Source organism: Bacillus sp. Medicinal_06 (assembly GCF_056711665.1).
This window is the reverse complement of the sequence record NZ_JBWYHD010000009.1, coordinates 57,680-80,008: the sequence shown is the minus strand read 5'-3', so window position 1 is coordinate 80,008 and position 22,329 is coordinate 57,680. Positions and strand designations below refer to the sequence as shown.

The following is a 22,329-nucleotide window of genomic DNA, read 5'->3' as shown; positions in this document are numbered from 1 at the left end:
GTTTTCAAACTGCTTCTTTCTTGTTAGGGAAAGAAGCAGTTTTTTTATTTTCTATAAAAGAAAGGAGAAAGAGAAATGGGAGAATCATGGGGAAAAGGAACCATTTGTGTACAGGGTGGTTATACACCAAAAAATGGTGAACCACGTGTTTTACCACTCTATCAAAGTACGACGTACAAATACGATACGTCTGATGATTTAGCGGCACTCTTTAATTTAGAGGCAGAAGGCTATATTTATACGCGTATTGGGAATCCGACACTAGCAGCATTTGAACAAAAGTTATCCGATTTAGAAGGCGGCGTTGGAGCTGTTGCGACAGCCTCTGGTCAAGCGGCCATTATGCTTGCTGTTCTAAATATTTGTAGTAGTGGTGATCATTTACTTTGTTCTTCAACCGTTTATGGGGGAACATTTAACTTATTTGGGATAAGTCTACGTAAATTAGGAATTGATGTTACATTCTTTAATCCAAATTTAGCTGCTGATGAGATTGTGGCACTTGCAAATGACAAAACAAAGCTAATTTATGCAGAATCGCTTGGAAATCCAGCGATGAATGTTTTAAATTTTAAAGAGTTTTCAGCAGCGGCAAAAGAACTAGAAGTACCTTTTATCGTGGACAATACTTTGGCGACACCATATTTGTGCCAAGCGTTTGAACATGGGGCAAATATCATTGTTCATTCTACAACAAAATATATTGATGGCCATGCAAGTTCATTAGGTGGGATTGTTATTGATGGTGGAAATTTTGATTGGACAAATGGAAAATATCCAGAGCTTGTCGAACCAGATCCAAGTTATCACGGTGTAAGTTATGTGCAGAACTTTGGGCAGGCAGCATATATTGTGAAAGCTCGTGTTCAACTATTAAGAGACTATGGAAACTGTATGAGCCCATTCAATGCGTATATTAGCAATATTGGTTTAGAAACATTGCATTTACGAATGGAGCGTCATAGTGAAAATGCTCTTGCAGTTGCGAAGTGGCTTGCTAATCATGATCGTATTGAATGGGTGAATTATCCGGGATTAGAAAGTAACGAAAATTATCTACTAGCACAAAAGTATTTAGCAAAAGGTGCAAGTGGTGTTTTAACATTTGGAATTAAAGGAGGATTAGAATCTGCGAAAGAATTTATTGCAAATGTGAAGTTAGCAACACTTGTAACACATGTAGCAGATGCGAGAACATGTGTGATTCATCCTTCTAGTACAACGCATAGACAGTTAAATGAAGAAGAACAGCGTTTAGCAGGTGTTACATCTGATTTAATTCGCCTATCAGTCGGTATAGAAGATGTTTCTGATATTATTGCGGACCTAGAGGAAGCATTAGTTGGAGGCAAAGCACATGCCGATCATTGTTGATAAGGATTTACCAGCTCGTAAAGTATTGCAAAAAGAGAATATTTTTGTCATGACAAAAGAACGAGCTGAAACACAAGATATACGTGCTTTAAAAATTGCAATTTTGAACTTAATGCCAACAAAACAAGAAACAGAAGCGCAATTGCTCAGATTACTCGGTAATACACCACTCCAATTATACGTGCATTTGCTCCATATGGAGTCTCATGTATCCCGTAATGTAGCGCAAGATCATTTAACAAGTTTTTATAAAACGTTTCGCGATATCGAGGGAGAAAAATTTGATGGTCTCATTATTACAGGAGCGCCGGTTGAAACACTTCCTTTTGAAGAGGTAGATTATTGGGAAGAACTTGGGCGTATTATGGAATATTCAAAAACAAATGTAACATCTACTCTGCATATTTGTTGGGGGGCGCAAGCGGGTTTGCATTATCACTATGGAATTCCAAAATATCCGCTTAAAGAAAAGATGTTTGGTGTATTTGAACATGAAGTGCATGAACAGCATGTGAAATTATTGCAAGGGTTTGATGAACTCTTCTTTGCACCTCATTCTCGCCATACAGAAGTACGTAGAGCTGATATTGAAAAGGTACCAGAACTAACGTTACTAGCAACATCAGAAGAAGCGGGTGTTCACCTTATTATGGGGCAAGAGGGAAGGCAGGTTTTTGTTCTTGGTCATAGTGAATATAGCTGTAATACGTTAAAAGAGGAATATGAACGCGATAAACAAAAAGGGCTAGAGATTAAGGTTCCAAAAAACTATTTTAAACATAATAACCCAGCTGAAAAGCCACTCATAAGATGGCGAAGTCATGGAAATTTATTATTTTCAAATTGGTTAAATTATTATGTATATCAAGAAACCCCTTATATTTTGTAAGATGATCATCATATAACACGTGGCAACGCTTTCTTTGTAAGGATTATCTTATATTTTTCTAAATGTTCAAAATACATTGTTTTTCAGAATTTTACCTTATATAATGGCATCTAAATACAATTCTTTAGAGGGGTGGACAGTATCATGAATGAAATTCAAGTGGGCTTATTAGGCCTTGGAACAGTTGGCAGCGGTGTGGTTCGTATTATTACGGATCATCAAGATCGATTAATGCACCAAGTTGGTTGCCCAGTGAAAGTAACAAAAGTATTAGTGCAAAATATTGAGAAAGAGAGAGAGGTCCAAGTCCCCTCTACTTTATTAACGAAAAATGCAAATGAAATTATAGATAATCCTGATATCGATGTTGTCATTGAAGTGATGGGAGGTATACAGGAAGCAAAATCTTATATTTTACAAGCTTTGAACAATGGTAAACATGTTGTTACTGCTAATAAAGATTTAATGGCATTGCATGGGGCGGAATTACTGACAGTAGCAAAGGAAAATCAAGCTGATTTATTCTACGAAGCGAGCGTAGCTGGAGGGATTCCAATTCTACGCAGCATTGTAGAAGGGCTTTCCTCGGATCTTATTACGAAAGTGATGGGAATCGTGAACGGAACAACGAACTTTATTCTGACAAAAATGTCTGACGAAGGGAGAGCATACGACGACGTGTTAAAAGAAGCGCAGCAGCTTGGATTTGCAGAAGCAGATCCAACATCAGATGTTGAAGGTTTAGATGCAGCAAGAAAAATGACGATTTTGGCTACTCTTGGTTTTTCTACAAATGTAGAACTTGGAGATGTGAAGGTGAAAGGGATTACTTCCATTACAGAGGAAGATATTGCATATAGTAAAAGCTTAGGATACACAATTAAATTAATTGGGCTCGCAAAGCGCGATGGTGAAAAGTTAGAGGTAACAGTTGAACCAACGTTGCTTCCGAATACACACCCTCTTGCAGCTGTTCAAAATGAATATAACGCCGTATATGTGTATGGTGAAGCGGTAGGAGAAACGATGTTTTATGGACCTGGTGCAGGAAGCTTACCAACAGCGACAGCGGTTGTTTCTGATTTAGTTGCGGTAATGCAAAATGTACGCCTTGGTGTAACTGGGAATAGTGCAGTTTCTCCTCAGTATGAGAAGGTATTAAAAGAGCCGGATGAAATTTTTGTGAAAAAGTTTTTACGATTACATGTAAAAGATGAAATTGGTGTGTTTGCAAAAATCACGTCTTTATTCTCTGAACGTGGTGTTAGCTTTGAGAAGATTATCCAAATGCCGCTACAGGAGAAAGGAAAGGCTGAGATTGTTATCGTAACCCATCGTGCATCACTTGCAGACTATGAATATATTTTACATACACTTAGGGAATACGAGGAAGTAGATTGTGTGAAAGCAAACTATCGAATCGAAGGAGATGCTAAGTAATGTGGAAAGGTTTGCTTGCTGAGTATAAGGAGTTTTTACCTATTACGGAAAAGACACCTTCCTTAACATTGCATGAAGGCAATACACCACTTGTTTTATTAGAAAACCTTTCGAAGCGGTGGGGTTCAACAATTTATGGGAAAATCGAAGGAGCAAATCCGAGCGGATCCTTTAAGGATCGCGGTATGGTAATGGCGGTAGCAAAGGCAAAAGAGGCGGGGAGCGGAGCCATTATCTGTGCTTCTACGGGGAATACATCTGCATCTGCAGCAGCTTATGCGGCTAGGGCAGGATTGTCATGTATCGTTATTATTCCAAATGGGAAGATTGCATACGGTAAATTAGCGCAAGCTGTCATGTATGGTGCCGAGATTATCAGTATTGATGGGAATTTCGACCATGCTTTGCAAATTGTACGTAAGCTAAGTAAGTCATCGCCGATTACACTTGTAAACTCTGTTAATCCATACCGAATTGAAGGGCAAAAAACAGCTGCGTTTGAGATTTGTGATGCGCTTGGAAAAGCACCGGATATTCTAGCAATTCCAGTTGGTAATGCTGGAAATATTACAGCATATTGGAAAGGTTTCAAAGAGTATCATGAAAGACTTGGCACGGGATTGCCAAAGATGCACGGTTTTGAAGCGGAAGGAGCAGCGGCAATTGTGCGTGGACATAAGATTGAAGAGCCAGAAACAATTGCAACAGCGATTCGAATTGGGAATCCAGCAAGTTGGGAACAAGCCGCCCTCGCTACAGAATACTCTCAAGGTAAAATTGATGAAGTGACAGATCGTGAAATTCTTGAGGCATATGAATGGTTAGCCAAGTACGAAGGAATCTTTGCAGAACCTGCTTCATGCGCTTCTCTTGCAGGTGTTTATAAACAACTGCAAAGCGGCGAAATTGCAAAAGGAAGCCAAATTGTAGCGGTATTAACAGGTAACGGCTTGAAAGACCCAAATATCGCTATTGATACGAAGAAAATTCAGCCAGTTGTGTTACCAAATGATGAGAAGGCTGTCTTTGATTATATTCAGGGAGCTGTTTTTCAGTAAAATAGATGAAGCCTATTGAGCGTGATGCTCAATAGGCTTTTTTATGTTAAGGACCTTTGTGCCAATCTGAATAAATGCTTGAATAATCCAGCCTGTTGTAAATGAAAGGATAATTGTACCAAAGTAAATAGGACCGTCTAGTAAAAAGCTACATGTTAAAAATAAAAAGGCTAATGAAATTTCTGTTCTTCGAAATGTCCACTTTTTCTTTTCAGCCATGGTTAAGACGAATGCTTCTTGCGGTGCAGCACAGAGCTGTGTAGATACATAAATGCCAATTCCAGCGCCAACAAATAGATTTCCACAAATAAGTGTTATATATTTTGGAAGAGAGCGGATAGAATTCATAATGACATCGATAGAACCAATCCAATCAACAAAAACAGATATAAGAACCATAGTAACGATTGTTCCTATTGTAATGTGCTTTTTATTTAAAAACAGTACAATAATTGTAAAAGCGAAGTTAATCATAAAAATCCAAAAGCCAATACTTACTCCAAAATTTTGGTATAGGGCAATGAAAAATGAATCATAAGGACTAAGTCCAAAAGAAGTGATGGTTGTCATCATATTAATTCCGAGAGATAGAATGAGTAAGCCACCGATAAAAAATATATATTCTAGTTTGAATTGTATCATATGTTCCTAATCCTTTCTGAACGTGTTTGCTAGGAAAGGATATAATGTGAAAAGCTTACCAGGTCAAGGGAGAAATTTTGTAAAAAGGAGAGAATGAAATGACTAATATAAGAAAAATTGCCGAATTGGCTGGAGTATCTGTATCAACTGTTTCACGTGTACTTAATAATCATCCGTATGTGAATGAACAGAAACGAAAAGAGATTTTAGCCATTATAGAAGAGTTAAATTACACTCAAAATGTGAATGCAATTCATTTAGTGAAAGGAAAAACAAATGTAATTGGTGTTTTATTGCCGCATGTAAATGATCAATATTATAGTGCTATTATTGAGGGGATATCGAAAGAAACTGCAAAGAATAATTATCATATGATGCTTTGTCAGACGAATTATAGTGAAGAAAGGGAACTTGAAATTTTGCAGATGTTAAAAATGAAAAAGCTTGATGGAGTCATTATATGTTCCCGGACAAATGATAAGGAAAAGCTCGAGGAGTATACGAAATTTGGGCCAATTGTAGTTTGTGAAGAAATAGATTCGAATTTCATCTCGAGCGTACATATTGATTACTATAAAGTGTTTGCTCAAGGAATGAAAATCTTGATAGATACTGGTCATACTTGTATTGGATATTGTATTGGAAGAGACAATAGCATTAATAGTCAAAGAAGAAAACAAGCGTACGAGGATGCACTGCAACATATTTCTATTACACCTGCGGATAACTGGAAATTTAAAGGGTGTTTTAAGGTAGACGACGGGCGCAATGTAATAAGGGAATGGATAAAGATGCCTGTAAGGCCAACAGCATTCCTTGTTTCTTGTAACCATATTGCAGCAGGTATGGTAACAGAAGCAAAGAAACATGGGATTCGTGTTCCGGAAGATCTAGCGATTATTGGGTGTGACGATCAAGAAGTAGCAGATGTATTAGGAATTACAACGATTGCTCATTCTAGTAAAGCAGTTGGTGCAAAAGCATTTGAGATACTATATGAGAAGATAAAAGATGAAAAGATAGATGTGAAGAGTATTGAACTCTTGCCGCAATTGACTATTCGTGAAACTACATAATTATAGAAGAGATGAAAATCGCTTTTCAAATGGGCGTTTGGTATAATATGGGCAATCTACCAGGCTAAAAGGGGTTTTGATATGAGATCAAAATTAATAAAAGGAATTTTACTCATTACAATCGTATCTTTTTGTTTATTTGCATATGGCTTTATTTCGGGTATTAATGATGTATTAAATCCGAAAGCTTCAAATTTAACTACGAAGACAGAACAAAAACAAGTAAAAGGGAAACAAAACCCAGGAACATTACAAGTTGTCAGCTTAGGTGATTCTTTAACTCGCGGCGTTGGTGATAAAGAAGGAATTGGCTATGTGGGGCGAGTAAAAGAAAGTCTACAAGAGGATTATAAACAAAAGGTTGCGTTAACGAATTTAGCTGTTAGTGGTGCGAAGATGCCAGATTTGTTAAAGCAAATAGAAAGCAGTGGTGCTCAATACTCCATTAAACAGGCAGATTTAATCGTTTTAACCATTGGAGGCAATGACTTATTTCCAGGCTGGGAATCACTTGAGAAGATAGACTTAGAAACATACCGTCCTGATACGCAAACGTTTCAAAATCAGGCGAAGCAAATTTTAGCTGAAATCCGAAAGTTAAACCAAGATAGTCCGATTTTTTGGCTTGGTTTATATAATCCATTTGAAGATGTAGAGGATTTAAAAGGCTCTTCATCGATTGTTGTAGATTGGAATGCATCTTTAGAGAAATTAGCAATAGATAATAGAAATGTATATATAACGCCAACGTTTGATCTGTTTCAAAGCAGAGGGAAAGAATTATTATACTCAGATCATTTCCATCCAAACGAAACAGGCTACTCATACATGGCAACTCGCTTATTACAAAATGTTGTAAGTAAGATGCAGCTAGATGGAGGAGAGGCGAAATGACGATAATACTTTCAGTGCGGGATGTAAAAAAGGTAATTGGGAAAAAGACGCTTGTGGAGAACATATCGTTTGATGTGAACCAAGGAGAAGTATTTGGATTTTTAGGTCCAAATGGAGCTGGGAAAACAACGACAATTCGGATGCTAGTTGGGCTTATTAAAGCAACTGAAGGTGAGATTACGATTGGTGGGTATAATATTCAAGGGAATTTTCGCGAAGCGATGCGACAAATTGGGAGTATCGTGGAAAACCCAGAACTTTATACCTATTTAACGGGATGGGAAAATTTAAAGCAATTTGCACGGATGCTTGGCGGTATATCAGATGAACGTATTTTAGAAATTGCGAAAATGGTTCACTTAGATGAACGTATTCACGATAAAGTAAAAACATATTCTCTTGGCATGAAACAACGTCTTGGAATCGCACAGGCTCTTCTTGGAAACCCGAAACTGCTTATATTAGATGAGCCAACAAATGGCTTAGATCCAGCTGGTATTAGAGAGATGCGGGAATTTATACATAAGCTTGTGAAAGAAGAAAATATGAGCGTCTTTATTTCGAGTCACTTACTAAGCGAAGTACAAATGATATGTGATCGCGTTGCGATTATTCATAAAGGGAAAATGATTACGGTTGCACCAATTGAAGAGTTAATTAAAACTGCGAGCGATCGTGTGGAATGGATTGTTACACCGATTGCAAAGGCGAAAAATATGTTAGAAGCGGCAGAAGAAGTAAGAGAAATTAGTGTAGACAATGAACGTTTACTTTGCCGGATGGACATTTCATCAATTAGTAATTGGAATAAACGCTTTGTAGAAAACGGAATAGATGTACATAGCGTGAAGGAACTTGTGTTTACGTTAGAAGATTTATTCATTGAACTCACAAGGAGTGAGCAGCATGCGTGAATTTGCGAATCTTGTTTTAAATGAATCAGAAAAAATCTATCGAAAGAAACGTATTTTTGTCGTTATGCTCATATTGGCAATCTTAATTCCTTTGTTTGTGTATGCACAGTATCGTGAAGTGCAAACAACACAAAAGCGCCTCGGTACGAGTGATTGGAAAGTAGCCCTTCAGCAGCAAATTGTTGATTCACAAAACCGTTTAAATAATTCAAGATTGCCAGAAGAATGGCGGGATTGGTTGAAAGTACGAGTGGAGCAACAACAATATTATTTAGATCATGATATTAATCCAACTGCACCGGGAGCACCGACATTTGTGCGAGCATTCATTGAACAGGGGATTACATTGTTTATTCCGCTTCTTGTAATGATTGTAGCGATTGATATTGTTTCAGGAGAACGAAGCGATGGAACGATGAAAATGCTTCTAACACGGCCGATTCGGCGCTGGAAAATTCTTCTCAGTAAATACGTGACGATGTTGTTATTTATCTCACTTATATTGCTCCTGGTAGGAATTTTTTCATACGCATTATCGGGCGTTGTTTTTGGATATTCTGGTTGGAAATTACCAGTACTTACAGGATTTGGGATAGATAAAGAAACATTAAATACAAATTTTGTTCATCTTATTCCGCAATGGCAATATATTTTAATGGCATATGGATTAGCGTGGTTTGTTGCAATTGTTGTGGGAACAATATCCTTTATGATTTCAGTGTTAATTCGTAATACACCAGCTGGTATGGGAGTCATGCTGGCAGCATTAATTGCAGGTGGTATCTTAAGTTCTTTCGCAACATCTTGGGAAGGGGCAAAATATATTTTTAGTGTAAATTTATCCTTAACAGATTACTTGTCAGGAAAGTTACCAGCATTGCAAGGTCTATCGATGAGCTTTTCATTGATGAATTTAACCGTTTGGGCAATAGCTTCTCTTATCGTTTCGTTTGTAGTCTTTACAAAGCAAGACATGGTTAATTAAGTGAAGAGGAAGTGAAGAGATGGAACATATTTTAAAGAATGATTGGGAGCCGTTACTTGCACCAGAATTTGAAAAACCATATTATCAGAAACTAAGGCAGTTTTTAAAAGAAGAATATAGTACCCATGTAGTATATCCAAATGCCAATGATATTTTTAATGCATTGCATTATACAAGTTATGGGGATACGAAGGTTGTCATTTTAGGACAAGATCCATATCATGGGCCAGATCAAGCGCATGGGCTAAGTTTTTCTGTACAACCTGGTGTGAAAACACCACCATCATTGCAAAACATGTACAAAGAACTGCGTGCAGACCTTGGTTGTGAAATCCCGAATAACGGTTATTTAGTGAAATGGGCGGAGCAAGGCGTGTTATTACTAAACGCGGTGTTAACTGTCAGACAAGGGGAAGCAAATTCTCATAAAGGAAAAGGGTGGGAGCATTTCACTGATCGCGTAATTGAGCTTTTAAATGAACGAGATAAACCAGTGATTTTTATACTGTGGGGACGCCATGCACAGGCGAAGAAAAAGCTGATTACAAATGCAAATCATCATATTATTGAATCGGTACATCCAAGTCCATTATCAGCAAGACGCGGTTTCTTTGGAAGTAAACCATTTTCGAAAGTGAACGATATCTTATCTAGTATGAATGAGAAAGAAATTGATTGGCAAATTCCAAACCTATAAAAAAGGTAGCTAACAGGATAATTGTTAGCTACCTTTTTACTTATTGTGGTTCATTTTTTAATTTTGCATCTAGTACGAACGTACCAAATGGGATAACGGAAGCAATGAATGCACCTAAAGCCCATAAGATTGACTTACGATGTACGATTGTTACTTGAATCACTGCGAAGATGAATAGTATGAATAGTACGCCGTGAGCCATACCTGTAATTTTAACGGCTGCTGGAAAATCCGCGAAGTATTTTAGCGGCATTGCTACGAATAATAATAGTAGGAAGGAAATCCCCTCGACTAATCCAATTGCTCTTAATCTTCCGATTGGTGTAGATAACATGAAACAGCCTCCTTATAATATGAGCTTGTATATAGTAAATTTGTATTCTAATTCAAAATAAAATAGTCTATTTTATTTCATTATATACAAAAACAAAGTTTACACTACGGGAATGTTGTAAAGTTCAAAATATCTTCACAAAGCTACGTATATTTAAATAAAAACCCATTTGAAGTGTTTGACTTCAAATGGGTTTTGTGAATGGATTTATATAAATTCAGATTGAAGAACTGATATAAAACCCCTCTTTTTAGATGGGAGAGAGAATCAGTCCATGGATAGAAGCGGTCAGTGCCTATTTTCGCCCCATGCCAAGTGAAAACAAAGGGAGAAAGAGAGTGTAAGTTACCTTTTGATTTCATAGCAGCAATGTATATGTTGAAAAATTTATATATTAAACTAGAACTTCAGTTTTAAGTACAAATTTCTCTACAACTTTAGCAACGCCGTCATTCATGTTTGTGTCTGTTACGTAGTTAGCAATTTCTTTAATATCATCTGGAGCATTACCCATCGCAACCCCAAGACCAGCAAACTCGATCATTGCTTGGTCGTTATAGCTATCACCCATTGCAATAACTTCTTCGCGCTTAATACCAAGCTTTTGAATCAGTTGATTTAAGCTTGTTCCTTTTGTAACACCAGCTTCTGTGAATTCTAAGAAAAATGGCTTAGAACGCATTACACTTAGTTTACCTTCTAATTGTTTTTGTAGTTTCTTTTCTACTTCTACAAGGCGCTCAGCTTCTTTATTCATTAATACTTTTACAACAGGTTCTTGCACAGCTGCTGTAAAACTATCTACTTGGATAATCGGCATGCCTGTCAGTTGACCTTCAATTTCTGTATATGGATTATTCTCTTCTGTTACGATATCATCTCCGACATACGTATGAATCCAAACGTCTTCATGCTTACTGATTTCATATAAACTGTGAACGATTTCAGGAGATAGTGTACTACTGAATAGTTCTTCATCTGTTTTACAGTTAATAATTTTAGCACCATTAAATGATAGGATAAAACTGCCGTATTCTTCTAAACGGAGTTCCTTTGCGATATGGCGCATACCAAATGTTGGACGGCCAGAAGCAAGTACAACCTTTACTCCTTGCTCTTGGGCTGTCATTAAAGCTTGTTTTGTACGTTCTGAAATTGTATGGTCATCGCGAAGTAAAGTATCATCTAAATCTAAAACAATCATTTTATAAGACATGTAAAAAATTCCTTTCTTTGTTGAAATAATGATTCGTATTGTTAGAAATTCAATCTAGCAAAATAATGAGGAATAAATAGTAAGACATCGAACTTCTTTAGAAAAAGTTTATTGGATTACTGTATTGTTAGGATAAATTATTATGGGCATATTGCCCATAATGATTTATCACTATCGTAACAACTCTGAAAATAGAGTGCAATAATGGAAGTTTTCCAATTTATAATGGCTGTTTTTCCTTTGAACGGGAAAATAAAACTTCAAGCAAAATAGCCATGACAGAACCGAGTACAAGGCCATTGCTTAAAAATGATGCTAAAAATGGTGGCAGGGTCGAAAAAGCCTGCGGTGGGACAAACATAACACCGATTCCTGTGAAAAGAGACAGACCAGCGACGCGGAATAAACGCTCTTTATTTTCTACAGTGTCATATTCACGAAAGGCAAGACCAATCATACTTGCAAATACAGGATAAATGGCAGCATATCCAACAGCAACAGGAATAGCGGCAAAGAATGATGTAATCTTTGGAAATATACTAATTACAATAATAAAACTTGATCCTAATATGAAAGGAAGGCGTTTATAAATATTTGTTGTTGCAATAAATCCAGCTGATCCTGAAATAGCCACAGGTCCAATCGCTGAGAACAAACCACCTAACAATTGGTTAATTCCTGTTATAATACCAGCTTGTTTAAAGCGATCTTGGACTGCGTCTTTTTCGTATTTAGAAACAACTTTTTGTACAACACGAATGCTTGCTAACATGTTTGTTAAAAGTAACAGTGTAACAAATATAACGGTGATCGCCATGTTCCATTCAATGCGAGGCGTCCCAAAGACAAATAGGGATGGAAGTCGAATCATGTCTGTTACCGGTGTAATAGGATTAGACAATCCGAAACATGCAAATAAAATCCATCCAAAGACAATGCTGAAAAGAACAGAGTATTGTCCAATAATAGGTAACTTCATAATGAAAAATGATAGTAAAATAACAATAAGTGAAAGAATGAATACATTTGCTTGTACTTCGGAATGTTTACCATCTAGGCCAAACATTCCCTTTAGGAAGGCACCACTTAGCTGGGCGACAAGAAGGAATAAATATGTTCCAATTACTGTCGGTGTAAAATATCGAACAAGTTTATCAATAAGCCCCAAAACACTAAGGATAATACAAATAATACCACTTAATAAGAAAGCGTATTGCAAGACTCGAAGTGTTTCACTGTTAGATCCAAATAATACAACACCTAGACTTGCATATAGTGAGAAAATTCCCCACCAAAGACCAGCTGGGCCTTCTTGGATAGGAAGCCTATGACCAAATATAGCTTGCAGAAGACCAGCGAAACCAAGAACAAATAACGTTCGTTGTACAAATGCAATGGCTTCAGCACCTTCAAGTCCATAACTGGCCGCAACGCTAATTGGTACAATGAGGCTTCCAGCCAAAATAAACAACGCCCACTGCAGGGCGGAAAGAAATGTTTTCATCATATCGACCTCTTTCGTAGATTCCGCTTCTAGTATATACGTATTTTATTTCCTCTGGCAAAGATTGTAGTGGAGAAAAGAGTTGAAGAAGAATAGGAATACAAAAAATAAAACTACTTCGTATTATTCCTGTTAGGGTAGTAGTAATGAGTATTGAGGGGAATTTAGCCCGTAAAAGCCCGATTCGTGGGGACTAATTATCAGTGGGAGATGAAGAAAACCCCCACTGATTAAAGTTTCACTTTATTTCATGCAATGCGGAGGAAGAAGATGGATAAACAAATAGCAGGAAAAATTAAAATAACATGATATGATAATAGTATTCGGTCTATATAAATACAAAATAAAAAAACGACATAAAATCATTCTTTATAGGTGGAAAGAGAGAATCCGGCGATGGATAGAAGCCGTCAGTGCCTTTTTTAGCCCCATGCCAAGTGAGAACAAAATGAGAAAACAAGTGGAGATCTTCTTTTGTTTTCATAGCCGCGACTTAGGTGCTTGAAAATCAAAGTGGATATATATAGTAGAGAAACTAGGGCAATTTGAGAAAGAACTACAAAGTAAGAGGTGACACGGAATGCAAGTATCTAGCGATAAGATCTTAAATAAAATGGCAAATGAAATTGCGAAAGCAAAAAGCAGTGAAGGACAGAAGGCAAAAGAACATTTATCAGTTGTTCGTGCTTTATGTGATTTACTTTTAGATGAACAGAGTGAATCTCATACGTATGTAGAGCCAAAATTACAATCACAAGTTATATCATCTCATCCGATGACAATGACAGCAACAACTCAGCAAGTCGTACCAGTTTCGGGGGAACCTGTATACATGAAGGAAGAGGATGCAAACGGCAATTCTTTATTTGATTTTTAGGAGTTAAAAAGGTTGGCTTATATGTAAAAATTTCTTATCATAAAGATAAAAAGGGGAATTCTAATGAAAATCTTCTTCTTATTAGGCTGTATTGCAGCTGGATTATCTGTTGCATTAGGTGCTTTTGGTGCACACGGTTTAGAAAATAAGATTTCTGCAAAAATGTTAGAAGTTTGGAAAACAGGTGTTACATATCAAATGTTTCATGCCGGAGGATTGTTTATTGTTGCTTTATTAATGGATAAAATTCAATCTTCCCTTCTAGGTGCAGCAGGCTGGTTTATGGTAGCTGGAATTATTATGTTCTCTGGAAGTCTATATGCATTAAGTACAACAGGTATTAAGTTTTTTGGACCGATTACACCACTTGGTGGCGTCGCGTTCATCGTAGGCTGGATTTTACTAGGAACTGCAGTTGTAAAAGGGTTATAAAGACAAAACAAAAGCTGGCAAACGCCAGCTTTTTTTTATGATCTTGGGGGATAGGTTGCTTGTTGGCTTGGTAAATATACAATTTCTTCCGGGAATTCTACGTAATCTAAGTAAATCATAAGTAGTAAGAAACGTTTTCCAGATTGAGGTTCACTGATTACGATATGATCACGACCAGCAGCCTCAATAATGCCTGTATAAGATTGTGTTCCAAGTGAACTACCACGCTCGTATGTCATAACAACAGTTGCTCTTTTCCCTTTGTTTAAACGAAGGATGTTTTCGATATAGGATTGTTCTAGTGGTAGCATACCTTGAGATACTGCAAACTGTGCTTGCGCTTGTTGTTGCATCGCTTGTTGTTGCATTGCTTGTTGTTGCTGAGGTGTCATTTGTTGCTGTTGTTGTCCTGGTGGTAACTGGGTTCCAGAAGGTTGAAAAAAAGTTCCATAGAATGGATTTTGTTGCTGTGCCATAATAAATCGTTCCCTCCCCTTAAAAATTAAAATGTAGAATAAAACTAACTATATACACCTGGGCAGTCCTCTCCTGATGGTTGGAAAAAGCAGTGCTTTTTAAAACGACCAGTATTTTGTTGATTATACCAAGTTGGTGGACAAGGACCGTCTGGCCTGAAAAACCATAAAGCAAAATTAGCAGGCCAAAATCGTTGACCTTCAATAACACGTCTTGCAAGGGCGATATCTTGTTCGCGTGCACGCTGGTAAAAATACCCCTTTTGTGTCGCTTCAAAACCACCAGGCCTTTGAAATACCATTTGTTGTAGATTACGTATGTTCTTGAAGTCTAAACAATTTCCTCTAACACGATTTACACCTACATTCCCAACCATTAGCATGCCTTGCTGTCCTTCTCCTTCAGCTTCAGCTCGCATAAGTCTTGCTAATAATTTTACATGTTCTTCGTTATAAGAAATTACACCCATTTGTTTCACCTCTCTTCCACCATTTTTACAGAAAGAGGAGTTGGTAAAAACGGTGTAGAACAATTACTAGTTCATACGTATGAGAAAAAGAAGCCAGATATGACAACCAAACAAAGTTTTAAGAAGTGGGATTTTGATGTTATATACATCCATAAGTCATTGCTGCGGAGGATAAAGATTTTTCCTGCTGCTTTCACTTAGTGGCATGGGGTAGGAAGTTCTATGCATAGCTGGATGCTCAATTTCGCCTAAAAGAAAAGGAGTTATGTCAAGTTTTTTATTTGGATTTATATAGAGGGAGAGACATAATAAAAAAGCTAGCAATTTGCTAGCTTTTTTATTATCCAAACACTTTTGACCACATATTTGAGAAGAAGTCACCAATGGATCGTATTGTTAATACGATCCAATTTGCTTTTTCTACTTCTTCTGTTGTTTTTGCAGTGACTTTCATTTTGTTGCTTCCATTTAAGAATCCGTATTGGTCAGTTGACTCTAAAACGAGCGAGCCAACTTTTGTATCTTTTTTTATAGGTGCTACTAATTTTCCATCTTCAGCAAGTGATTTATCTGCTTCAGTGGAAACTTTGTAAGGTGGTTTGCTACCTTTTTTCGTGATTACCGTTATCTCTTTTTCAGGCGTCACAGTTACGTTGTCTTCTTTTCCTTTTACAACAGAAAGTGTATTATTTTTATCTACTTTCAATTTCTGTTTTTCAAAGTTATTAAAACCGTAATCAATTAATTCACGGGATTCCGTAAAGCGTTCATCCATTGATTTTGTCTTAATAATAACGGAGATAAGACGTAAGTCACCGCGTTTTGCTGTAATTGTAAACCCATATCCAGCTGTATCTGAACTTCCCGTTTTTAAACCATCTGTTCCTTCGTAAGCGAAAGCGGCCCCGGGCAACATCCAGTTCCAGTTTTCCATACGGATTGGCTTTGGATGGTTATCTGGGAAGTTTCTAAATCTTTGTTTTGTATCTTCTAGCATTTCTGGATACTTTTTAATAATCGTTTTTGATAGAATACCCATGTCACGAGCTGATAAGGAGTTTTCTCCGTTCGGATCGGTTCCTTCCGGATGCTTTCCTTTTAAATCAGCGTTATTTAATCCAGTAGCATTTACAAATTTATATTTCTTTAACCCTAGTTTTTTTGCATGTTCATTTGCAAGATTTAAGAAGTTCTTTTCACTTCCTGCAAGAAGTTCAGCAAGTGCAATGCTGGATCCATTTGCAGAGAAGATAACAATAGAATGATATAATTCTTTAACTGTATATTGTCGCCCTTTTTCGAAAGGAACATTGGAGAATTCATTATTACGGGAAATTTCATAAGCGTAATCAGAGATATTTACTTTTGTATCCCATGTGATTTTTCCTTCTTTAATAGCCTCTAAAACGGAGTAAACAACAATAAGTTTTGACATACTGGCAATAGCTAGTAATTCATCTGGATTTTGTTCATGTAGTATTTTCCCTGTATCTGCATCAAAAAGAATGGCAGCGGCAGCTTCTATTTGTATTTTTTCTTCTGCAGGGGAGGTTGTTACTCCTGAGGAAGAAAATGACAATAGAAACACTAGTAAAATAGATAAAATTTTCCTCATATAAATTATCACCTTCGCATCGTTATTAGCATATAGCTCGTACCATCTTAGCGTAATTTCGAATATAAGAAGGTTATGATTTAATAGGGAATTTGACAAATTTTTGTCTGTTATTGTTTAAATTTGATGAAAAAAGAGGATTTTTGAAGGTGTTTTGTAGGATATTAAGAAAAAGGAACGAATTTCGTTCCTTTTTTGTATTATACATATAAAAATTTAGCTACTTTTTCGCTTGGCAAAATGTTACCAACGAAGAAAGTACCAAATTCACCATAGCGAGCACTTACTTCATCAAAGCGCATTTCATATACAAGTTTTTTGAATTGAAGGATGTCGTCAGCGAATAGTGTTACGCCCCACTCGTAATCATCGAAGCCAACAGAACCAGTAATGACTTGACGAACTTTACCTGCGTATTGACGACCGATTTTTCCGTGGCTGTACATTAGTTTTTTGCGGTCTTCCATCGGAAGCATATACCAGTTGTCATCTCCTTGACGACGCTTGTCCATTGGATAGAAACAAATGTGTTTTGCTTCTGGTAATTCTGGGTATAAGCGTGCTAAGATTTGTGGATTTTGGTATGGATCTTCGTCAGCTGGCAGGTAGTTACTTAGTTCAACAACAGATACGTAAGAGTATGCAGGAACCATATATTCAGCTAATGTTGTTTTATTTAATTCTGTTTCGATTTCATTTAATTCTTCCATTGTTGGACGTAAAATCATAAACATAATATCAGCTTTTTGCCCAACAACTGTATACATTGCATGGCTACCTTGCTTTGCGGCAGCTACTTTATTCCATTTCTCAATGACGTTTAAAAATTCAAACATCGCTTGTCCGCGTTCGTCACTAGATAATGTTTTCCATGCTGCCCAGTCGATAGAACGTAAATCATGTAAACAATACCAACCATCTAACGTTTTTGCTGCTTCACTCATTCTATTCACCTCAGTTAATGATATTTTACACGTTAACTATAGCATATATAGGTTTAAAGTCACCCATGTAAAGCTCGGGTGCATAAAATTGTCACATTTTAAAATGCTAGAAAGGGGAGTATGTATACATTCATTTTGTTTTCAATTGGCATGGGGCAGGAAAAGCCCCTGACCGCTGCTATGCATGGGCGGATGCTCTTTTTCATCTAAAAAAAGAAAGGTTATATATCTCTTATATCCATAGATAAATGGAAAATTAATAGGGCTGAATTTTATGAAAATATAATCATTTTCATTTTACCTATTTTTTAGGAGCTATAAGTTTAAAATATAGATGAAAAGAAGTATTCTTAAAGGTAGAGTTTTTTAACATTTGTAGGAGGGTTTATTCGTGAGCGATTTATTTACAACAGTAAAAGAAAAAGTTCAAGGAAAAGGCATTTCTATCGTACTTCCTGAAGGAACTGATGAAAGAATTTTAGGCGCTGCAGAGCGTTTAGCAAAAGAAGAGTTAGTAAAACCAATTTTAGTTGGTAATAAAGAAGAGATTAGCGCAAAAGCTGCTAGCATGAACTTAACATTAGCAGGCGTTGATATTTACGATCCAGCTACATATGAAGAAATGGATGCAATGGTAGCATCTTTCGTTGAACGCCGTAAAGGTAAAGCAACAGAAGAAGCTGCTCGTGAAATCTTAAAAGACGAAAACTACTTTGGTACAATGCTTGTATACATGGGCAAAGCACACGGTTTAGTAAGTGGTGCAGCTCACTCTACAGCTGACACAGTTCGTCCAGCACTTCAAATCATTAAAACAAAACCAGGCGTTACAAAAACTTCAGGCGTATTTATCATGGTACGTGAAGATGAGAAGTATGTATTCGCTGATTGCGCAATCAACATTGCACCAAACAGCCAAGATTTAGCTGAAATTGGTATTGAAAGTGCAAAAACTGCCGAGCTATTCGGTATCGATCCACGCGTTGCAATGTTAAGCTTCTCTACAAAAGGTTCTGCGAAATCTCCAGAAACAGAAAAAGTTGTAGAAGCAACTCGCATTGCAAAAGAAATGGCTCCTGAGCTAACATTAGATGGTGAGTTCCAATTTGACGCTGCATTTGTACCATCTGTAGCCGAGAAGAAAGCACCAGGTTCTGTTATTAAAGGTGATGCGAACGTATTCGTATTCCCAAGCTTAGAAGCTGGTAATATCGGTTATAAAATTGCACAACGTTTAGGTAACTTTGAAGCAGTGGGACCAATCTTACAAGGTTTAAACATGCCAGTAAACGATTTATCTCGCGGTTGTAACGAAGAAGAAGTGTACAAGTTAGCTTTAATTACAGCAGCTCAAGCACTATAAAAACGAAAGGCCTCGCTATATAGCGGGGCCTTTGTTATTTCTCAAGACTAAGTGCTTTATTATTACGGTCAATAATACGCTGCAAGTTCATTTCATATAAAGGAACTTCATCCACAGTTAATTGTGATGGTGTTAATTGCGGCGCAAACTGCTGCAGTGTTTTTAATAAACGCATCATTAAATCTTGAACGGTAATTGTTTCACCGAGTAATTCAGATAAAGAAGCCATTGTGCTCGGTACAATTTCAGGATACGTAAATCTTGTTTCTTCACCTTGAATTGCCAAGTTGTAAAAATCACGAACCAGTGCCGCACGTTCGGAGCCGCTACCTGTAGCACATAAGTAAATTTGTACAGCAACCCCTCCGCGAATGCGGCGCTGCGAAATACCTGCGAATTTCTGATTACGAATGCTTAGATCATAGCTACCAGGACAATAAGAGCCAACGATTTCTTTTGCCTCGATATCAACATCGTAATCTTTTAACATTTCTTTAATTAAATGCCACATCGTATCATATCCAAGGTCGATATCAATTCCTTTTTCGTTTTCTTGAAATAGAAGCGATACGTTTAAAACTCCTTCATCAAGTACGACTGCAAGACCGCCTGAATTACGAACAATGACATTGAAATCCTTCTGTTTTAAAAAGGAGATTCCCTCCTGTAAATGAGGAAGACGAGAATCTTGAATACCAAGAACAATTGTATTGTGATGAACCCAAGAGCGCATTGTCGAAGCAGATGTACCATTTCCGATTGTTGTGCACAATGTATCATCCATAGCGAATGATTGAAGTGCGTGGAAGGTCTGACCTAAACTGGACTGATCTACAATGCGCCACTCTGGTTGAGATAAAATGGAACGGGAATTGCTCATATAACTAACCCCTTATTTATAAAATAACAACCTTTATTATAACAAAAAAGAGAGAGGAGAGTTGTGAAAAAGAACCTTACGAGATTGTAATGTTACTGTAAGGAAAGGCGATTGGTAAAAGCCACTATGCTCGTTAAACTAAGAATTGTAATTATAGTTTTAGGAGGAATACAAATGAAAAAAGTAAAATTAGGACTTGTAGCGATTATGTCAGCTGCAGTATTTAGTGGTTGCTCGATTATGGATATGATTGCCCCACAAGCAAACGGCGTGATTATGTATGGTGATGACGCAGCGGTACAGAAAAAAATGGATCAATATAAAGATAAAATGGAATCTCAGCATAAATTTGAAGCAAAATTTGGTACCTTTAATGATCAAAAAGTATTAATTATGAGTAAAACAACAGCAGACAAAATGGTAAAAGAAAAAGTACTGAGAAAAGTAGAGGGAGACGATGTAAAACCAATTACAACACTTCCATCTATTTCTGATGATGCAGGGGTTGTATTTGCGAAAACGGAGCAAAATGATGTAGTGATTGATGGGAAGAAAATGAAGTATGAAGGCAATATAATTATTGGCGATGCACGTAAATACGCAGATATGTATGCAGTTGTAAGCGATGCAGCATATCAAAAAATGAGTCAACCAGTAAAAGTAATTGGATCGGCAGTATTTAAAGAAAATCCGAAAAAAGAGATTTTCCCAGATATAAAGAACGATTCTAAAATAGAAGAAGCTCATATGATTGAGGCGAAATAAAAAGGATGCATTCATCGCATCCTTTTTATTCTGCAATTTTTTCTAAATTGCCGTTTCGATCCATACGGAAAGAAGTTTGCGTAGGCTCTTCATCATCCATTAATGCTAATTTACGAGCGCGGTTCATAATATTCATGAGCGTTTCGTAATCTTCTTGTACTGTATTAGATTGTTGTTCTAGCTTTTCTAATTTCTTTTCTAACTCTTCATTACGAAGTATCTGTGCTTTAATTTCTTGTTTCAATCTCGTATTCTCGTTTTCGAGTGCTGTTACTTTTACGTTTGAAGATCCTACTGTTTGTAAAAAGTAAATCACATCTTGCATTGTTATAGAAGTGCTAGATACAACTGGTTCTGAACGAGGAACAGTTGTGTTTACAACGAGTTCTTCATCATTCGTAATTACCGCTGAAGCTGGTGGCGTATAAAGGAGGCGTTTTTTTGCCTGTTCGCCGCTAGCGGCACGCATTTTATCTTTTCGATGTCTTTTTGCTAGCTGTAAGGCTTGTTCGTAGCTATAACGAACAACAGCATTCCAGCGAAATCCACAAGCAGCTGAGGTACGGTTTAATTGATCGCCAACCTCTTCAAATGCATTTAATTGTGTACTTCCTTCTCGAACATGACGTAGTACGGTTTCTGCAAGTAATAAATCGTCCTCGTCTGTCCAAGCATCTTGTCTTACTTTCATAGATTCAACTCCCTTTCTTTTTATGAACTTCCTATTTTTATAATGGGCAAAAGAAAGGGCTTTTATACAAAGCTTTTAAAAATATGGTAGATTTTGATGGAAGTAAGAAATTGGTGCACGAATGAAGAGAGTTTATAAAGGGAAAAATGAAGAGGGAAAGTGAGGTTTTCTATCGCGTAGGAATCATAGAGGGGAACTTGCATCAAGCCCCAAAGAGCGGTAAAATACCATTTAGTGTTTATTGTTAAATGTACTTGTGAAAAGTTAAAAATAGAGGAAGTGTTGTATAGAATGGGAAACGAATTTCGTGTGTGTGATGATTGCCAGGCGACGAACATTAAGACCTTGATACCAAAGCTCAAAAAAGTAGATTCATGTGCAAATATTGAAGTTGGATGTCAATCTTATTGTGGACCAGGTCGTAAAAAATCATTCGCTTTTGTGAATAATCGTCCGGTTGCAGCGCCAAACGAAGATGAACTGATTAAGAAAATTGAAGCGAAACTAAATAAGTAAGAAGAGTGAATAATTTACTCTTCTTTTTTTATTGCTGAAATTTAAAATTATTTTTAGATACTGATATACAGTAAACATGTACCAATGGATAAACGTCATATTATGATATTGGTTTCATATCAATTACATTAGTTTGATATTGCAAAATAATGGTTGACAGCCTTTTATACCGGTAGGTAGAATAGAATTGTGATTCTGAGAATCATTATCAAAAAAGGTGGACACACCTAGTTTTCTTTTGCTGTTTCTTGAGAATAAATCTCATTTTATTAAATAT

24 protein-coding genes are annotated in these 22,329 nt (G+C 36.8%); 14 read left to right on the top strand and 10 right to left on the bottom strand.

Annotated elements, in window-relative coordinates; all coding sequences use genetic code 11:
• Window positions 1-75 precede the first annotated feature (75 nt).
• The 4 genes from AC1M36_RS20745 (at window position 76) to thrC (ending at window position 4,761) form a co-directional block, all read left to right on the top strand.
• Window positions 76-1,374, top strand: a complete 1,299-nt coding sequence (locus AC1M36_RS20745; RefSeq protein ID WP_336451484.1) for a bifunctional O-acetylhomoserine aminocarboxypropyltransferase/cysteine synthase — start codon at window positions 76-78, stop codon at window positions 1,372-1,374.
• Window positions 1,358-2,263, top strand: coding sequence for a homoserine O-acetyltransferase MetA (gene metA, locus AC1M36_RS20740; protein WP_336451485.1), 906 nt, complete (start codon window positions 1,358-1,360; stop codon window positions 2,261-2,263). The genes AC1M36_RS20745 and metA overlap by 17 nt, the downstream gene beginning before the upstream one ends.
• A 144-nt stretch (window positions 2,264-2,407) precedes the next feature.
• Window positions 2,408-3,703 carry a homoserine dehydrogenase gene (locus AC1M36_RS20735; protein ID WP_336451486.1) on the top strand — a complete coding sequence of 432 codons (1,296 nt, stop codon included), beginning with the start codon at window positions 2,408-2,410 and terminating at the stop codon, window positions 3,701-3,703.
• Complete coding sequence (gene thrC, locus AC1M36_RS20730; RefSeq protein ID WP_479846142.1) at window positions 3,703-4,761, top strand: threonine synthase; 1,059 nt, start codon at window positions 3,703-3,705, stop codon at window positions 4,759-4,761. Before AC1M36_RS20735 ends, thrC begins: the two co-directional genes overlap by 1 nt.
• Before the next feature lie 12 nt (window positions 4,762-4,773).
• Here the strand turns inward: thrC and AC1M36_RS20725 are convergent, their stop codons facing one another.
• Complete coding sequence (locus tag AC1M36_RS20725) at window positions 4,774-5,403, bottom strand: YczE/YyaS/YitT family protein (protein WP_336451488.1); 630 nt, start codon at window positions 5,401-5,403, stop codon at window positions 4,774-4,776.
• A 98-nt stretch (window positions 5,404-5,501) separates the two neighbouring features.
• Here AC1M36_RS20725 and AC1M36_RS20720 point away from each other — a divergent pair, with 98 nt between their 5' ends.
• The 5 genes from AC1M36_RS20720 (at window position 5,502) to AC1M36_RS20700 (ending at window position 9,969) form a co-directional block, all read left to right on the top strand.
• Window positions 5,502-6,479, top strand: coding sequence for a LacI family DNA-binding transcriptional regulator (locus AC1M36_RS20720; RefSeq protein WP_336451489.1), 978 nt, complete (start codon window positions 5,502-5,504; stop codon window positions 6,477-6,479).
• Window positions 6,480-6,560: 81 nt separating this feature from the next.
• Window positions 6,561-7,373, top strand: coding sequence for an SGNH/GDSL hydrolase family protein (locus tag AC1M36_RS20715; protein ID WP_431613149.1), 813 nt, complete (start codon window positions 6,561-6,563; stop codon window positions 7,371-7,373).
• A complete protein-coding gene (locus tag AC1M36_RS20710; RefSeq protein WP_336451491.1) occupies window positions 7,370-8,287 on the top strand; it encodes an ABC transporter ATP-binding protein in 918 nt (305 codons plus the stop codon). The genes AC1M36_RS20715 and AC1M36_RS20710 overlap by 4 nt, the downstream gene beginning before the upstream one ends.
• The gene (locus AC1M36_RS20705; RefSeq protein WP_479846141.1) at window positions 8,280-9,272 is read left to right on the top strand and encodes an ABC transporter permease; all 993 of its coding nucleotides are present in this window, start codon (window positions 8,280-8,282) and stop codon (window positions 9,270-9,272) included. The genes AC1M36_RS20710 and AC1M36_RS20705 overlap by 8 nt, the downstream gene beginning before the upstream one ends.
• Window positions 9,273-9,291: 19 nt before the next feature.
• Window positions 9,292-9,969 (top strand): uracil-DNA glycosylase, encoded by a 678-nt coding sequence (locus tag AC1M36_RS20700; RefSeq protein WP_479846140.1) that lies wholly within the window; start codon window positions 9,292-9,294, stop codon window positions 9,967-9,969.
• 40 nt (window positions 9,970-10,009) lie between these two features.
• Here the strand turns inward: AC1M36_RS20700 and AC1M36_RS20695 are convergent, their stop codons facing one another.
• From AC1M36_RS20695 to AC1M36_RS20685, 3 genes are all read right to left on the bottom strand, one after another.
• Window positions 10,010-10,303 carry a DUF3817 domain-containing protein gene (locus AC1M36_RS20695; protein WP_241816473.1) on the bottom strand — a complete coding sequence of 98 codons (294 nt, stop codon included), beginning with the start codon at window positions 10,301-10,303 and terminating at the stop codon, window positions 10,010-10,012.
• Between the two features lie 394 nt (window positions 10,304-10,697).
• A complete protein-coding gene (locus AC1M36_RS20690) occupies window positions 10,698-11,519 on the bottom strand; it encodes a Cof-type HAD-IIB family hydrolase (protein ID WP_431613152.1) in 822 nt (273 codons plus the stop codon).
• A 220-nt stretch (window positions 11,520-11,739) separates the two neighbouring features.
• Window positions 11,740-13,023 carry a purine/pyrimidine permease gene (locus AC1M36_RS20685; protein WP_479846151.1) on the bottom strand — a complete coding sequence of 428 codons (1,284 nt, stop codon included), beginning with the start codon at window positions 13,021-13,023 and terminating at the stop codon, window positions 11,740-11,742.
• A gap of 580 nt (window positions 13,024-13,603) precedes the next feature.
• On the opposite strand from AC1M36_RS20685, the gene AC1M36_RS20680 reads away from it, so the two are divergent.
• Window positions 13,604-13,900: a YwdI family protein gene (locus AC1M36_RS20680; RefSeq protein ID WP_336451496.1), complete on the top strand. Its 297-nt coding sequence runs from the start codon at window positions 13,604-13,606 to the stop codon at window positions 13,898-13,900.
• Window positions 13,901-13,963: 63 nt separating this feature from the next.
• The gene (locus tag AC1M36_RS20675) at window positions 13,964-14,332 is read left to right on the top strand and encodes a DUF423 domain-containing protein (RefSeq protein WP_336451497.1); all 369 of its coding nucleotides are present in this window, start codon (window positions 13,964-13,966) and stop codon (window positions 14,330-14,332) included.
• Window positions 14,333-14,367: 35 nt separating this feature from the next.
• On the opposite strand, the gene gerQ is transcribed toward AC1M36_RS20675, so the two are convergent.
• The 4 genes from gerQ to hemQ form a co-directional block, all read right to left on the bottom strand.
• Entirely contained in the window at window positions 14,368-14,808 is a 441-nt protein-coding gene (gerQ, locus tag AC1M36_RS20670) for a spore coat protein GerQ (RefSeq protein WP_336451498.1), read from the bottom strand.
• A 44-nt stretch (window positions 14,809-14,852) separates the two neighbouring features.
• Window positions 14,853-15,278 (bottom strand): cell wall hydrolase, encoded by a 426-nt coding sequence (locus tag AC1M36_RS20665; RefSeq protein WP_336451705.1) that lies wholly within the window; start codon window positions 15,276-15,278, stop codon window positions 14,853-14,855.
• Between the two features lie 340 nt (window positions 15,279-15,618).
• Window positions 15,619-16,899: a serine hydrolase gene (locus AC1M36_RS20660; protein WP_336451706.1), complete on the bottom strand. Its 1,281-nt coding sequence runs from the start codon at window positions 16,897-16,899 to the stop codon at window positions 15,619-15,621.
• A gap of 194 nt (window positions 16,900-17,093) precedes the next feature.
• Window positions 17,094-17,837: a hydrogen peroxide-dependent heme synthase gene (gene hemQ / locus AC1M36_RS20655; protein ID WP_336451499.1), complete on the bottom strand. Its 744-nt coding sequence runs from the start codon at window positions 17,835-17,837 to the stop codon at window positions 17,094-17,096.
• A gap of 391 nt (window positions 17,838-18,228) precedes the next feature.
• On the opposite strand from hemQ, the gene pta reads away from it, so the two are divergent.
• The gene (pta, locus tag AC1M36_RS20650; RefSeq protein WP_336451500.1) at window positions 18,229-19,200 is read left to right on the top strand and encodes a phosphate acetyltransferase; all 972 of its coding nucleotides are present in this window, start codon (window positions 18,229-18,231) and stop codon (window positions 19,198-19,200) included.
• Window positions 19,201-19,234: 34 nt separating this feature from the next.
• On the opposite strand, the gene lipL is transcribed toward pta, so the two are convergent.
• Window positions 19,235-20,080, bottom strand: coding sequence for an octanoyl-[GcvH]:protein N-octanoyltransferase (gene lipL / locus AC1M36_RS20645; protein ID WP_336451501.1), 846 nt, complete (start codon window positions 20,078-20,080; stop codon window positions 19,235-19,237).
• 174 nt (window positions 20,081-20,254) lie between these two features.
• On the opposite strand from lipL, the gene AC1M36_RS20640 reads away from it, so the two are divergent.
• Window positions 20,255-20,845 (top strand): lipoprotein BA_5634 family protein, encoded by a 591-nt coding sequence (locus AC1M36_RS20640; protein ID WP_336451502.1) that lies wholly within the window; start codon window positions 20,255-20,257, stop codon window positions 20,843-20,845.
• Between the two features lie 25 nt (window positions 20,846-20,870).
• Here the strand turns inward: AC1M36_RS20640 and AC1M36_RS20635 are convergent, their stop codons facing one another.
• Window positions 20,871-21,536, bottom strand: coding sequence for an RsfA family transcriptional regulator (locus AC1M36_RS20635; protein WP_336451503.1), 666 nt, complete (start codon window positions 21,534-21,536; stop codon window positions 20,871-20,873).
• Window positions 21,537-21,827: 291 nt separating this feature from the next.
• Between AC1M36_RS20635 and AC1M36_RS20630 the strand changes: the two genes are divergently transcribed.
• Window positions 21,828-22,052, top strand: a complete 225-nt coding sequence (locus AC1M36_RS20630) for a YuzB family protein (protein ID WP_017153617.1) — start codon at window positions 21,828-21,830, stop codon at window positions 22,050-22,052.
• Window positions 22,053-22,329: the final 277 nt, after the last annotated feature.

Coding starts and splice junctions, on each gene's coding strand:
- AC1M36_RS20705 (WP_479846141.1), top strand. CDS start 8,280: ATGCGTGAATTTGCGAATCTTGTTTTAAATGAATCAGAAAAAATCTAT.
- AC1M36_RS20685 (WP_479846151.1), bottom strand. CDS start 13,023: ATGAAAACATTTCTTTCCGCCCTGCAGTGGGCGTTGTTTATTTTGGCT.
- AC1M36_RS20720 (WP_336451489.1), top strand. CDS start 5,502: ATGACTAATATAAGAAAAATTGCCGAATTGGCTGGAGTATCTGTATCA.
- gerQ (WP_336451498.1), bottom strand. CDS start 14,808: ATGGCACAGCAACAAAATCCATTCTATGGAACTTTTTTTCAACCTTCT.
- AC1M36_RS20675 (WP_336451497.1), top strand. CDS start 13,964: ATGAAAATCTTCTTCTTATTAGGCTGTATTGCAGCTGGATTATCTGTT.
- metA (WP_336451485.1), top strand. CDS start 1,358: ATGCCGATCATTGTTGATAAGGATTTACCAGCTCGTAAAGTATTGCAA.
- AC1M36_RS20715 (WP_431613149.1), top strand. CDS start 6,561: ATGAGATCAAAATTAATAAAAGGAATTTTACTCATTACAATCGTATCT.
- lipL (WP_336451501.1), bottom strand. CDS start 20,080: ATGAGCAATTCCCGTTCCATTTTATCTCAACCAGAGTGGCGCATTGTA.
- thrC (WP_479846142.1), top strand. CDS start 3,703: ATGTGGAAAGGTTTGCTTGCTGAGTATAAGGAGTTTTTACCTATTACG.
- AC1M36_RS20745 (WP_336451484.1), top strand. CDS start 76: ATGGGAGAATCATGGGGAAAAGGAACCATTTGTGTACAGGGTGGTTAT.
- AC1M36_RS20710 (WP_336451491.1), top strand. CDS start 7,370: ATGACGATAATACTTTCAGTGCGGGATGTAAAAAAGGTAATTGGGAAA.
- AC1M36_RS20725 (WP_336451488.1), bottom strand. CDS start 5,403: ATGATACAATTCAAACTAGAATATATATTTTTTATCGGTGGCTTACTC.
- hemQ (WP_336451499.1), bottom strand. CDS start 17,837: ATGAGTGAAGCAGCAAAAACGTTAGATGGTTGGTATTGTTTACATGAT.
- AC1M36_RS20735 (WP_336451486.1), top strand. CDS start 2,408: ATGAATGAAATTCAAGTGGGCTTATTAGGCCTTGGAACAGTTGGCAGC.
- AC1M36_RS20680 (WP_336451496.1), top strand. CDS start 13,604: ATGCAAGTATCTAGCGATAAGATCTTAAATAAAATGGCAAATGAAATT.
- AC1M36_RS20630 (WP_017153617.1), top strand. CDS start 21,828: ATGGGAAACGAATTTCGTGTGTGTGATGATTGCCAGGCGACGAACATT.
- AC1M36_RS20695 (WP_241816473.1), bottom strand. CDS start 10,303: ATGTTATCTACACCAATCGGAAGATTAAGAGCAATTGGATTAGTCGAG.
- AC1M36_RS20635 (WP_336451503.1), bottom strand. CDS start 21,536: ATGAAAGTAAGACAAGATGCTTGGACAGACGAGGACGATTTATTACTT.
- AC1M36_RS20700 (WP_479846140.1), top strand. CDS start 9,292: ATGGAACATATTTTAAAGAATGATTGGGAGCCGTTACTTGCACCAGAA.
- AC1M36_RS20690 (WP_431613152.1), bottom strand. CDS start 11,519: ATGTCTTATAAAATGATTGTTTTAGATTTAGATGATACTTTACTTCGC.
- AC1M36_RS20665 (WP_336451705.1), bottom strand. CDS start 15,278: ATGGGTGTAATTTCTTATAACGAAGAACATGTAAAATTATTAGCAAGA.
- AC1M36_RS20640 (WP_336451502.1), top strand. CDS start 20,255: ATGAAAAAAGTAAAATTAGGACTTGTAGCGATTATGTCAGCTGCAGTA.